The 13,234-nt window shown below is 32.0% G+C and carries 13 protein-coding genes; 9 read left to right on the forward strand and 4 right to left on the reverse strand.

The features are described from left to right. Positions 1-323: 323 nt before the first annotated feature. Positions 324-2,615 carry a sodium-translocating pyrophosphatase gene (locus tag ABW636_RS01550; RefSeq protein WP_367588191.1) on the forward strand — a complete coding sequence of 764 codons (2,292 nt, stop codon included), beginning with the start codon at positions 324-326 and terminating at the stop codon, positions 2,613-2,615. 73 nt (positions 2,616-2,688) lie between these two features. Then, positions 2,689-3,690, forward strand: a complete 1,002-nt coding sequence (locus ABW636_RS01555) for an App1 family protein phosphatidate phosphatase (RefSeq protein WP_367588192.1) — start codon at positions 2,689-2,691, stop codon at positions 3,688-3,690. Here the strand turns inward: ABW636_RS01555 and ABW636_RS01560 are convergent. Further along, complete coding sequence (locus tag ABW636_RS01560) at positions 3,687-4,454, reverse strand: XRE family transcriptional regulator (RefSeq protein WP_367588193.1); 768 nt, start codon at positions 4,452-4,454, stop codon at positions 3,687-3,689. The genes ABW636_RS01555 and ABW636_RS01560 overlap by 4 nt on opposite strands. A gap of 163 nt (positions 4,455-4,617) precedes the next feature. Between ABW636_RS01560 and ABW636_RS01565 the strand changes: the two genes are divergently transcribed. Together ABW636_RS01565 and ABW636_RS01570 are read left to right on the forward strand one after the other, a co-directional pair. Next, entirely contained in the window at positions 4,618-4,995 is a 378-nt protein-coding gene (locus ABW636_RS01565; RefSeq protein WP_367588194.1) for a DUF559 domain-containing protein, read from the forward strand. 273 nt (positions 4,996-5,268) lie between these two features. Further along, positions 5,269-5,688 carry a hypothetical protein gene (locus tag ABW636_RS01570; protein ID WP_367588195.1) on the forward strand — a complete coding sequence of 140 codons (420 nt, stop codon included), beginning with the start codon at positions 5,269-5,271 and terminating at the stop codon, positions 5,686-5,688. Positions 5,689-5,751: 63 nt separating this feature from the next. On the opposite strand, the gene ABW636_RS01575 is transcribed toward ABW636_RS01570, so the two are convergent. After that, on the reverse strand, positions 5,752-6,321 hold the full coding sequence (locus tag ABW636_RS01575; protein WP_367588196.1) for a nitroreductase family protein: 570 nt from the start codon (positions 6,319-6,321) through the stop codon (positions 5,752-5,754). Positions 6,322-6,395: 74 nt separating this feature from the next. Here ABW636_RS01575 and ABW636_RS01580 point away from each other — a divergent pair, with 74 nt between their 5' ends. Further along, entirely contained in the window at positions 6,396-7,100 is a 705-nt protein-coding gene (locus ABW636_RS01580) for a methyltransferase domain-containing protein (RefSeq protein WP_367588197.1), read from the forward strand. A 71-nt stretch (positions 7,101-7,171) separates the two neighbouring features. On the opposite strand, the gene ABW636_RS01585 is transcribed toward ABW636_RS01580, so the two are convergent. Next, complete coding sequence (locus ABW636_RS01585) at positions 7,172-8,296, reverse strand: pentapeptide repeat-containing protein (protein ID WP_367588198.1); 1,125 nt, start codon at positions 8,294-8,296, stop codon at positions 7,172-7,174. Positions 8,297-8,438: 142 nt separating this feature from the next. Further along, a complete protein-coding gene (locus tag ABW636_RS01590; RefSeq protein WP_367588199.1) occupies positions 8,439-8,657 on the reverse strand; it encodes a hypothetical protein in 219 nt (72 codons plus the stop codon). A gap of 231 nt (positions 8,658-8,888) precedes the next feature. Here ABW636_RS01590 and ABW636_RS01595 point away from each other — a divergent pair, with 231 nt between their 5' ends. The 4 genes from ABW636_RS01595 to ABW636_RS01610 all read left to right on the forward strand — a co-directional run bounded on the left by ABW636_RS01595 (position 8,889) and on the right by ABW636_RS01610 (position 13,140). Further along, a complete protein-coding gene (locus ABW636_RS01595; RefSeq protein WP_367588200.1) occupies positions 8,889-9,752 on the forward strand; it encodes a bile acid:sodium symporter family protein in 864 nt (287 codons plus the stop codon). Between the two features lie 302 nt (positions 9,753-10,054). Continuing rightward, positions 10,055-10,234, forward strand: a complete 180-nt coding sequence (locus tag ABW636_RS01600) for a hypothetical protein (RefSeq protein WP_367588201.1) — start codon at positions 10,055-10,057, stop codon at positions 10,232-10,234. A gap of 295 nt (positions 10,235-10,529) precedes the next feature. Further along, positions 10,530-12,506 carry a tetratricopeptide repeat-containing sensor histidine kinase gene (locus ABW636_RS01605; RefSeq protein WP_367588202.1) on the forward strand — a complete coding sequence of 659 codons (1,977 nt, stop codon included), beginning with the start codon at positions 10,530-10,532 and terminating at the stop codon, positions 12,504-12,506. Continuing rightward, complete coding sequence (locus ABW636_RS01610) at positions 12,496-13,140, forward strand: response regulator transcription factor (RefSeq protein ID WP_367588203.1); 645 nt, start codon at positions 12,496-12,498, stop codon at positions 13,138-13,140. Before ABW636_RS01605 ends, ABW636_RS01610 begins: the two co-directional genes overlap by 11 nt. Positions 13,141-13,234 lie beyond the last annotated feature (94 nt).

Consider the following 13,234-nt stretch of genomic DNA (forward strand, 5'->3'; position numbering starts at 1 on the left):
ACAATAAATAAAACTTAAATTTCAAACTAATCAAACGTATTCCTCTAAATTAACACCAACCTTCTCTTTAACTTTGTTTTTTCGAATAACGTACTGATTATCAAAATAATTTTTACACTTCATGTATAACATCAATTTGTTTTACAAAAAATCGAATCACAAACAATGCTAAAAACACAATAAAATTACTCAATAACAGTAATATCGTCGATTTTAAACCCTAAACACAAAAATATTACCACTTTTAAAACAAAAACATTACATTTTTCCTATTTAGACGAATTTTATTACTTTTAGCAACTAATTAACTAAAAACATACTTAATGGAATCAAATATGATTTATATGCCAATTGCTTTGGCATTACTAGGGCTTATCTACATGCTTATTAAAAAATCTTGGGTGATGAAACAAGATGCCGGCGATGGTAAAATGAAAGAAATTTCAGATCATATTTACGAAGGTGCCTTAGCTTTCTTAAAAGCAGAATATAAATTACTCGCCATATTTGTTTTAATTGTAAGTGTCTTGTTATTTATAGTCTCTATAGTAGTAGACACAACACACTGGTTAATTGTAATCGCTTTTATTTTTGGAGCGGTATTCTCTGCTTTTGCAGGAAACATAGGAATGAAAATTGCTACTAAAACAAACGTAAGAACGACTCAAGCCGCGCGTACAAGTCTACCAAACGCTCTTAAAATATCATTTGGTGGTGGTACTGTAATGGGACTTGGAGTTGCAGGGTTAGCAGTTTTAGGACTAACCGCTTTCTTTATTATATTCTACCACTTCTTTATGGGAGGTGAATGGGTCTCTACCGATCAAATGACAATTGTACTAGAAACCTTAGCAGGTTTTTCACTTGGTGCAGAATCTATTGCTTTATTTGCTCGTGTTGGTGGAGGTATATATACCAAAGCTGCAGATGTTGGTGCTGATCTTGTAGGTAAAGTAGAAGCAGGCATTCCTGAAGATGACCCTCGTAATCCAGCTACGATTGCAGATAATGTTGGGGATAATGTAGGAGATGTAGCCGGTATGGGTGCTGATTTATTTGGTTCTTATGTAGCAACTGTACTTGCAGCTATGGTATTAGGTAATTATGTAATAAAAGATATGGGCGGATCTATAACAGACGCTTTTGGAGGTATTGGGCCAATCTTATTACCTATGGCCATTGCGGGTGTTGGTATCATTATTTCGGTAATAGGTACCATACTTGTTAAAATTAAAAATAATGATGCTAAGGAGTCTCAGGTAATGGGAGCACTTAACATAGGTAACTGGACTTCGATTATATTAGTAGCCCTTGCATGTTTTGGATTATGTAAATGGATGCTTCCAGAAACAATGACGATGGAATTCTTTGGAGAAGGAAACATACAAATATCTGCAATGAGAGTGTTCTATGCCACCTTGGTTGGTTTGGTAGTAGGAGCGGTTATTTCATCTGTAACTGAATATTATACTGGATTAGGTAAATCACCTATTCTTAAAATTGTACAACAATCAAGTACAGGTGCAGGGACCAATATTATTGCTGGTTTGGCTACAGGAATGATTTCTACATTTCCTTCTGTACTATTATTTGCAGGAGCTATCTGGGCATCTTACGCTTTTGCTGGTTTTTACGGAGTAGCATTATCTGCATCAGCAATGATGGCTACTACTGCAATGCAACTAGCAATCGATGCTTTTGGACCAATATCTGATAATGCAGGTGGAATCGCAGAAATGAGTGAACAAGAACCTATAGTTAGAGAACGTACTGATATTTTAGACTCTGTAGGCAACACAACGGCAGCTACCGGAAAAGGGTTTGCCATTGCTTCTGCAGCATTAACATCATTAGCTTTGTTTGCCGCTTATGTAACTTTTACCGGAATTGACGGTATTAATATTTTTAAAGCACCAGTATTAGCCATGCTATTTGTTGGGGGTATGGTGCCTGTAGTATTTTCTGCTTTGGCAATGAATGCTGTAGGAAAAGCTGCTATGGAAATGGTACAAGAAGTACGTCGTCAATTTAGAGAGATTGCAGGAATCATGGAAGGTACAGGAACACCAGAATATGACAAGTGCGTTGCTATATCAACAAAAGCATCTTTAAAAGAAATGATGTTACCTGGTTTATTAACTATTGGATTTCCTATCATAATTGCTTTTGTACCCTTATTATTTGGAATGGAAAGACTAGCTATTGCAGAAATGCTTGGAGGATACATGGCTGGAGTTACTGTGAGTGGTGTTTTATGGGCCATCTTTCAAAACAACGCAGGTGGTGCATGGGACAACGCTAAAAAATCATTTGAAGCAGGTGTAGAAATTAACGGAGAAATGACTTACAAAGGATCTGATGCACACAAAGCAGCCGTTACAGGGGATACAGTAGGTGATCCTTTTAAAGATACTTCTGGACCATCTATGAATATCTTAATTAAATTAACTTGCCTTATTGGGCTTGTAATTGCACCTATTTTAGGAGGGCATACATCAGAAACCGCTGTAGCCAACAATAAAACAGAAATTACTGAAACTAGAGATATTGCTCATCAAGACAATGAGAAAACAAAAGAATTAAGTCAAACAGCCAAAAGTGAGCTTTTAAAATAAAAGTCATAAAATAATTTGTAACACCCCGCTATTTAAGCGGGGTTGTTTATTTTTATAACTTAATTTATTATTTATGTTTAAGAAAAAGTCGCTACGAATCAATACGTATCTCGGTCATGGTACTAATACTGTTTTTCGTGCAACTGGACGGGCTTTAGAAGGCGAGAATATCAATTTTGAAACCAATCAACATTTTTTTAAAACCCTTAGAAACATCTACAAACAGTTCGAAAGTGATGAAATTAGAAATACTCCTATAAAACTAATATTACCAAACAATCAAGTAATTGAAACAGTTACTGACCCCGAAGGATATTATCATGTACAACTAGCAGTACCTTCACTTTCTGAATATAGAGATAAAGATGGGTGGATATCGTATAGTGTTTCTTTTAAAAATAAGCATCTGGACTCGCAAATAAGCGAACAAAATCAATTTGAAAGCAAAATGCTCATCCCGTCCCATACTGCTGATTTTGGAATTATTAGTGATATTGACGATACTATTTTACACACCGGTGTTGCTTCGCTTTTTAAATGGAGGGTAATTGCAAATACAATTTTCAAAAACTATGATAAAAGAGCCGCTACAAAGGGAATCGTAAACCTATATCAAAAATTACAACTTGGCACAAACAATCATCCTATCAACCCCTTCTTTTACGTAAGTAATAGCCCTTGGAATTTATACGATTATCTATCTGCATTTTTAAAGAAAAACAATTTTCCAAAAGGTCCAGTTTTACTTCGTGATTTTAGAACTCCCTTTGATAAAACTCCCAAACCTAAAACACCTCACAAACGATCAGAAATCATCAACCTTTTACAACTTTATCCTGATCTCAATTATATTATGATAGGCGATAGTGGTGAAAAGGATATCGACATCTATACAAAAATTGCGATAGAACACCCCAATAGAATTTTAGCAATCTATATTCGAAATGTAAATCATTCTGGAAAAGAAAAGCGCATTAAAAAAATAATCAATTCTTTTAACCATTGTCCTATTTTACTAATTCAAAATCCAGATGAAGCGATAAGACATGCAAAAGATCTAGGATATATTCTTTAATTTTTTAAACTGCGTACCTCAGAAGTAAGAGCAGCCATTGCTTCTTGCAATTGTTTAATTCCTGCAGTATCAGGATTAGCATCTATATTAAAACTTAGTTTACTATTTACCTCCCAAAGCTCTACAATCTGATGAGATAAAATGGTATAGGGTAAGTACTCTGTATTTAAAGAAATTAATGTAATAACAGACGCATCTTCGCTCTTTCTTATTTTTTTAACCACTACACTATCTTCTAATACAACAACGCAAACTGTATTATTCGCAATTTCAGAAAGATTGTTTACCGCCTTACCTATTACCCATTCTTTGGGTTCTAGTAAAGGTAACATGCTGTCTCCTTCTACCTGAAATCCTCGATAACTTGCATTTCTATACTCTGGCAAAGGAATGTCAAAAGCTGGTAACTGCTGGTACCAATCCAAATCCTGAACATTATGAGGGTAGCCTGCTGCCGCTTTTACATTTACCAAAACAATATTTTCATTTTTTTCAGAATCAACAGTTACTACTTTGGGTGAAACATCTCCAGAATACACTTTTAATTTCTTCTGGCTACTTTCTCCAAACAACCATAAGGGGTTGACATTAAATTCTTGTAGTAAACGAGCTACCACTTTTCCCGAAATTTTTGTTTTTCCTCGTTCGATATCCGCTGTAGAGTTCTTTATCTGTAGTACCTTGGCAAAATCTGCTTGGGTAAAATGGTTTTCCTCACGTATTTGTTTAAAACGCTTTATAGTTTGGTTGGTTAGATCGTCCATAAAAAAAGATTTTAGTTGTTTCTCATAAAAAGCGAGGGTTTTAGTAAACTTTCCACACAAAGATACGAGATTTAGGAATATTTCCAATTTTAACATTATAAAACTTTTATTTGTATGGAATTTTTCCATAAATTTGGAAAAATTACTATTAAATCATTACAACATGCACACCTCTACAATCCCGTTGTTTCAAAAAACATCAGAGCACGTTATAAGACACTCTTTAGACAACTCTATTAATGCCATTGACCAATTACACCAAACACTAATTGAAAAGGGATTTAAATTTCTTAGAAATAAAACAATTAGTAACTACAAGTTCGATTTTTATTGTCCAGAATCAAAAACAGCTATTGAGATAGATAGCTATGCACATGAGTTCTCTGATATATACAACCTTGATGCTCCAAAAAAATTTTCTATTGCATCTTTAGGCATTACAGTACTTAAATTTACCGATTATCAAATCCTCACAGACATTGAAGAAATTGTTAGAGCACTAAAGAATCAAGTAAATACAATTGTATTATTAGAATCTTAAACAAGTGGTTTATAATTCATCTTTCAATTAAAAATTGTTTGTCTCGATACGATCAATATTTATATGTTAAGAATTACAATAGTTTAGCTTTACCTATTAAAACGCAGGAAACTTTCAAAACTAATAGATCAATTTATTGATTAGGAAATAAAAATTTAACGTTAATTAACCTTTTTTTAATTTTATCAAAATGAAATAAAGCCCTAGATTTGACGTTTAAATAACCAAATTAACTATATCTATTAAATTATGAAAAAATTAGTTTTAGGGGCCATGGCTCTAATGTTTTTATCGGTAATTTCTTGTAAACAAGCTGCTGACAAAACTCAGGAAGCTGCAGATGCAGCACAAGAAGTTGTTGAAGAAACTGCAGATAAAGCACAAGAAACTGTTCAGGAAGTTGCTGAAAAGGTAGAAAGCGCTGTAGACGGTATACCTACTTTTAGCGATAAAGCTATTACTGAATACGTTCAAAAATATGAAGCATATATTGCTGAGTATACAAAAATTGTAGAAAGTAAAGATATGACTGCTTTTGCTTCTCTTAGCCAAAAAGGACAAGAACTTGCTGCTCAAGCTCAGGAAATTTCTGGAAAACTTACTGGTGAAGATGCTCAGAAATGGACAGAATATATGACTGCAAGCTCTAAGAAGATGCAAGAATTAGCTCAGTCAATGACTCAGCAACAATAATATTTGAAAAATATAATACGTATACATACGTATATAAACCACCTACCCTGTAGGTGGTTTTTTTTATGACAACCATTGTACTTTATCTTCTATAGCATCTCTTTTTGGGTCGGTTTTCTCTTCTTCAATATTATAGTTCCCTAAATAAAATAACCCTAAGCATTGTTCACCTTCTTCAAAATCAAAGAAATCACCAACATACTCTATTAAATTTGGAGTGCTCCAATAACATCCCACATTATTAGCTGCACATGTTAACCACATATTTTGCACCGCCATGGCTGTGGCAGCTACTTCTTCCCACTCAGGAACACGTCCTTTTAAATCACGTTGCATGCATATCACAATAATAGCACTAGATGATTTACAATTGTTTATTATTTTTTTATGCTTAAACGGAGAAAAACTCTCGTTAGAGGTAATATCAGTATACGTATCTGACAAAAAAACTCCCAATCTATCCTTTGCCTCACCAAGAACTACTTTAAACCTCCAGGGTTGCGTTAATCGATGTGTAGGAGCCCAATTGGCATTTTCTAAGAGTTTTTTAATAAATTCTTCTGAAACAGGGTGCTCATTATATTGTGGAGGAAAAATAGATCTCCTATTTCTAATAATTTCACTTATATTCATATGCAATTTCTTTTTGTAAAGTTATTACTATTCTAAAGACTATATATCATCAATTATTTACTAATTCTTACTTTATGAATTTCGGTAAAAGGGCATTAACTCCTGAACAACTCGACGACCTAACTTTATCAGGAAAAACATTGCACAAAACGCTATCAAGCCTAAAATGGATCAATTCATTTTTTGGAAATCATCGACAATTATCAAAAGCTGTATTAGTTTATTGCAAAAAAAACACTTCTAAAAACAAGTATCATATTGTAGATTTAGGTTGTGGGGGCGGTGATTGCATTTATTTTATTTCAAAAAAGTTAAAGCAACATGATATTAACGCTTCTTTTATAGGCATAGATGGTAATCCAGAAAGTATTTCTTATGCGAATAAACAAAATTTCACTTCTAACCAGATTCGTTTTATGGTAGCTGATATTCTGCATAAGGATTTTAGTATTCCAAATTGTGATCTTTTAATCTGTAGTCATTTTATATATCATTTTGACAACAAAAGCCTCATTCAGTTTTTAAAACAACTAAAAAAACAAAAGGTCAAGCAAATTATTTTTAGCGAGTTATACAGAAGTAAGATCGCTTACTATACATTTAAAATGATCAGATATTTTATTCCTATATCTAAAATGGCTAAAGAAGATGGTTTACTTGCGATCCAACGGTCTTTTTCGATTAGTGAATTACAAAGTACACTTCAGCAAACCAACATACAACAATTTAAAATTTACAAAAAGCCATTTTTTCGAATGATTGTAGAAATAGAACCCTAGACATAACCAGAAGATAAGGGCTTATACTACTTAAAAATATTCCCTTTATCTAGATAGTTATTTATCAGAATTTATTTTCTTCTTATCAAGACAAATTGTTGTTTACCTTGTTTTTTAATTCTATATTTTTTTTCTACATCAGATGCACCTTCAAGATCCAGAGAATCCGAAATATAATCGATCCAGTCTTGTCGATCAACAATAGCATTATCTAACACTACATCGGTAAGATTAGCATTCTCTAATTTGGTACCCCAAAGAATTGCTTCAGAAAGATCTGCCTTTGTAAGGTTTGCCCCGTACAAATTGGCATTGGTCAAATCCACACTTAACAACTCTGCCTGTTCCAAGTTGGCATGATTCAACCTAGCTCGCTTTAAATTAGAATCAGACAAGTTAATTTTAAACATTTCTGCATATTTAAGCTCGCTTCGTTCTAAGTTAGCCGCGGGCATATCGACTTCAGTAAGATTAGAATGATCCAATTGTGCATATTTGAGATTCACTCCTCTTCCTAAGTTTGCTTTTCTTAAATCAGTGTATGAAAACGCAGCAGAGTTAAGGATATCCTGAGAGGACTCTAATCCCAAATCACTTTTAAGAATTGTATACAACAACTGTCCTCGCTCTGGGCTTATTGGTTTTTCTACCAAAACCCCATTATCTACATAATGATAGGGTTTCATCGCCATACACAAACTAATAACTCTAGCTTCTAATGTCCTACTTATATTTCTACTACTAGTTCCTTTATATTTTAATTCTTCATTTAAATCTTTAAGAACATCACTCATAACAAACACCAAAGAAGACCTACGATCTGCTTCGATAAGGCTATTCTGACGTTTAATACTTTTATTTTGATTTATTAATAATTTTGTCTGAAAAATTAAAATTAAAGAAGGAACTATAGCAAAGAAAAAAGCAAACAGACCTATTCTCGTAACCCTCCAAATAACACTAGAAGAAACATCTGAAACGGTATCTACTGATACTGTTTTATACTCTTTAAACTCGGTAATCGCATTGCTAATACTATTTTTTAGACGGTTCCCAAAAATTGGAGTACTGGTTTTTTTTAAGAGCCACCATTTAAATTTTCTTTTCTTCTGTTTTCCTTTATTTATTTTATCCAGCTTATCCTGAAGTATTTTATTTTCTTTCTTTAGCCGTTCGATATAATCTTGTTCGTTCACTACGCCTCGAATTTTTAGAAATTAGCAGGCATAAGATATAAAAGTTATATCAGTTCTCATAAGTTTATTCCATTTCAATAACATCTAGAACACATATCAACTTATGAGATCATTTATCCTTCAATATTATAATCATAAAATTTCATTCTATAAAAGTTGAAATATCCTCTGCTATATCTTCAATTATTGATAATTTTTCTTCTTCGACCAAATGAATAGTTTTTATAAGAAGCTGTAGATAAGCATATACATATTCTTTCTTTTTTGCTTCACTAACATACTGCTTACCTTCGACTACGATAAAAGCAATCAGATTACGTATGATTAGCTTTATTTCAGAAATATCTATATCCTTTTCCATTACATTTCTTCTAAATATTATTATCAACGATTATCATGTATTAAAACTACTTCTCATTTTTTCTATTCCCTTAAAAAACAAAACATAAAAGAAAGCAATCATAGATAAAAGACATGTTTAATCGTTTTTCTGATCTTATCTATTTAGAATTAGTTTCAAAACAACCGAGATACTTTATATTATAGACCATAAGATTTTTTTATATTGCTTATTTAATCTTTACACAAATACATGGATACTATTTCGACTACAATTTTAGCCTTATCCCTTATAATCATCATGTTAGGCATGGGGTTATCATTAGTAACAGATGATTTTAAAAGAATATTCTTACATCCCAAAGCGATTGTTTTAGGCCTGATCAATCAAATTATAATTTTACCATTACTAGGTTTTGCTATAGCAAACTTGTTTCCAATATCACCAGAGATTGCCATCGGAATTATGATTCTTGCTGCATGTCCAGGGGGGCCTACTTCAAATTTAATATCACATTTGGCAAAAGGTGATATTGCCTTATCTGTTAGTTTAACCGCCTTAAGTAGTTTTATCACCATATTAACAATACCATTTATCATTAATTTTGCACTAGAGCATTTTATAGAAGAAGGTCAAATGATACAGTTGGATATTTTTAAAACAATTGCTCAGATTTTAATAATTACGGTAATTCCAGTAAGCATTGGAATGCTAATTAGAAAATACAAGGAAAACTTTGCTTTAAAAATGGCTAAGCCTGTTAGAAAAGCTTCAGGGATAGTCATCATACTTGTCATTGTCGGTATTGCCATAAAAGAAAAGGATAATTTTGCTTCGTATTTTCAACAAGCAGGTGTAGTTGCCTTATGCCTAAATGTGATTACCATGACTGTTGGGTACTTTTCTTCCAAATTATTAAGCCTCCAAAACAAACAGGCTATTTCAATAGCTATAGAATCGGGTATTCAAAATGGGACATTAGCGATTACTATTGCCGTTGTTTTACTCGAAAACACTTCGTTTGCTGTAGCACCTGCTGTCTACAGTCTTCTAATGTTCTTTACAGGGGGTATTGCTATTTACTTTGGGACAAAAAAAATGGCTAATAAAAATTAATCAACAACATTACTCCTATCAAAAAAATACTTAGATTTTACAAGTATAATTACAAACGTATCTCCTCATGATTTGTTAAAAGGCATAAAAAAATAGGACATTTATACATTTAACCTACTATCTTATAACACCTTAAGTTATTTATTATTTACACTATATTGAATTAATTGTAACTTCAATACACAGTTGTTTTTTATGTTAAACTCGATTAACGGTTAGTAGATTTTAAAAAATTAAGGTATCTTAACTACGTGATTATGTTAGTTTTTTAGCGTAGTTCAAAATCTTAAAACCCCAAAAAAATGAAGTTAACCAACAACACAAGACCTATAACCTATATGCATACTAACGCCTTTACCACATGTAGTTGTGGTAATGAATTGGTACTAACAAAAATGGTTTCTTCTACCATTTATTACGGACAATGCGAATGTGGTAAAAAATTCGAACTTCGAGATTTTAAAATAAGAGAAATTCACTAACCATAGGACAACATTTATAAAGTATCATTATCGCTTTTAGACCTTTTATCACATGGTAAATTGGTCAAAAAAATAGCACGCATTTTCGAAACAAACACTCTAATCCATATGCAATAGAAAAGTATGGCGGTCGTATCTTCTAAAAATTGTTAGCTGTCACACAAAACATAAATGTGTCCAATTGGTATTAGTTCAACATTTATAAGTCATCGGGTCATCTAAATATTAAATTATTGTGAATTAAACAAAAACCACATTTTTTGTTACTTTTACCTATCTAATAAGCCTTCAAAAAATGTCTCAACCTAATAAATCAACCTCGTTGCTGTTTAGCATTCTATTCATTTTGTTGATGGTTTGTTATGTTACAAATGCTCAGCAAGAAATCAATACCACTTCAAAAATTGCTGTTAATGATAGTTTATTACTTGAAACAGCAGAAACCTATGTAAAAAAAGAAGCGGATAGAGAAAAATCCTTTAATATAGGTCATGACATTTTAAAAAGAACTCAGATATTTCATCATAAGGTTCATGCAAATAGAATTTTGTCTAATTATCACTATTATAAATACGCAACCGACTCTGCAATATATTATGCAAAAAATGCCATTGCATTAATAGGCAATAAACAAGATTCTATCTCGCTACGATTTTTATCTTCTTTATATATGGCACTTTCTCATGCTTCAAGAGATAAAAATTTGCTTAAAGACAGCAAAAAATGGGCTTTAGAAGGGATAAAAACCTCAGAAAAAATCGATGATAGTATTTATATGGGTCAACACATATCCAATCTAGCACTTATAGAACGTAAGATGGGAAATCCAAAAAAAGCCATTGAACTCCTAAAATCTGCTCTCAAGTATAAAGAATATCCAAATTATTATGCGTCTATTGCAATCTGCTATTTGGATTTAAAGAATTATGATCAATCCCTTTTCTTCCAAAAAAAAGAATTAGATTTTTCTAAAAAAAATAACAATCAAAGAAGTATTGCTATTGCATTACTTAACATTGGTAATATTTATCTTGAAAAACACAAAGATGATGAAGCACTAACGTACTTTAACAAATCGATCAAGATCTCTAAAGAATATAACTACCCGCTAATTACCCTTAACAATATGATTAATATTGGTGAGGTTTTTAAGAATAAGAAAGACTTTTCCAAAGCGAAAGAAAACTATTTTGAAGTACTGTCTATTGCAAAAAAATCAGGATATCTTATGCAACAGACCTATGTATACCAACAACTCAAAGATATCGCTCTTGAAGAAAAAAAATTCGAAAAGGCACTTACCTATACCGAGAAAAAGAATTTGATACAAGACTCTATTAACCGTATGCAAAAAGACAACGAGATTTCTAAATTAGAAGTAGAGTATGAAACCTTAAAAAAGGAAAAAGAAATAACAGTTCTTAAAAAAGATCAGGAGCTTAAAACTTTAGAATTGCAACAACAGCAATCTCAAAAAAAAATCATTGCCTATGCTTTTGGAATCATTTTAATCCCTTTAATAGGGTTGCTCTTTCTTTATTACCAAAAACTTCAGGCTCAAAGCGAATTAAATAAAAAGCAAGAGGAAATTAATGAACAAAAAATTTCATCCTTATTAAAGGAACAGGAATTAAAACTTATAAAAGCTTCTATAAAAGGCCAGGATAATGAGCGAAAGAGAATTGCCCAGGAACTACACGATAGTATTGGCGGAAATCTTGCCGCAATCAAACTTCAACTAAACAATAAGGAAAATAAAGAGGAGAACATCCATTTTTTATCTATAAACGAACAAATAGATGATACCTATGAAAAGGTAAGAGAGTTATCTCATAATTTGATTCCAAAAAAATTTAGTGAAAATAATTTTTGTGATGTATTAGAAGAGTATTGTAGTAATATAGGAAACGCTCGTAACTTTTCATCTTCATTTATTGCTCACCCCAGGACAAAAATCGATGACTTAAATGAGCAATTACAAATTGAGGTTTTTAAAATTATTCAGGAATTGATTACAAATACTATCAAACATGCCAAAGCCTCGTGTATAGAGTTGCAACTTAATTTGGTCGATAATATTTTAAATATTTTGTTTGAAGACAATGGAATTGGATTCTCAGTAGAAAAAAACATAAACGGAATAGGGTTTAAAAATATAAAAAGCAGGCTTAATAAAATTTCTGGCACACTTCATATTGACTCTATGTTAAAAAGAGGTACTATTATTAATATTGAAATTCCAAATCTAGTAACCACGTCAAATGAAATATAACATAATAATTGTCGACGATCATAAAATGTTTTTAGATGGATTAATAAGTCTTCTTACCTCTAAAAAAGAGTACTCTATTTTGTTTACTGCCAAAAACGGAGTGCAGGTTTCTAAATACATAGAAATTAACCCTAATGAAAAAATTGACCTTATCATTTCTGATATTTCTATGCCCGAGATGGATGGAATAACCTTGAATAAAATTGTAAAACAACATAGCAATCGTATAAAGACCCTGATGGTAAGCATGCATAACAACCCAGACACAATAGACACGCTTATATCAGATAATGTCGATGGTTATATCCCTAAAAATGCCGAAAAGGAAGAACTTTTTAGGGCTATACAAACCATATTAGAGGGTAACAAATATTTCTCAAGAGAAATAATGGACTCCTATATGCAAAACAAATTTTCTAAAAAGAAAGACGAAAGTATCAAGTTAACACAACGAGAAATTGAAGTAATTACGCTCATTGCGCATGAATTTACTACTCAAGAAATTGCCGATAAATTATCATTAAGCAAACATACTATAGAAAGTTACAGAAAAAATCTCATAGCAAAACTTAACGTAAGAAATCTGGCTGGGTTAACAAAATATGCATTAAAAATGAAATATATAGAACCTTAAAAAACCTCAACCAATCTTATATATCAACACCTACCCCTAGTTAATATACTCTCCTTTTCCTGCTTGAACACTTTTCTTGTTCAAACACTATAAA

Origin of the sequence: Aquimarina discodermiae (assembly GCF_040786235.1) — a bacterium.
Classification (GTDB): Bacteria; Bacteroidota; Bacteroidia; order Flavobacteriales; family Flavobacteriaceae; genus Aquimarina.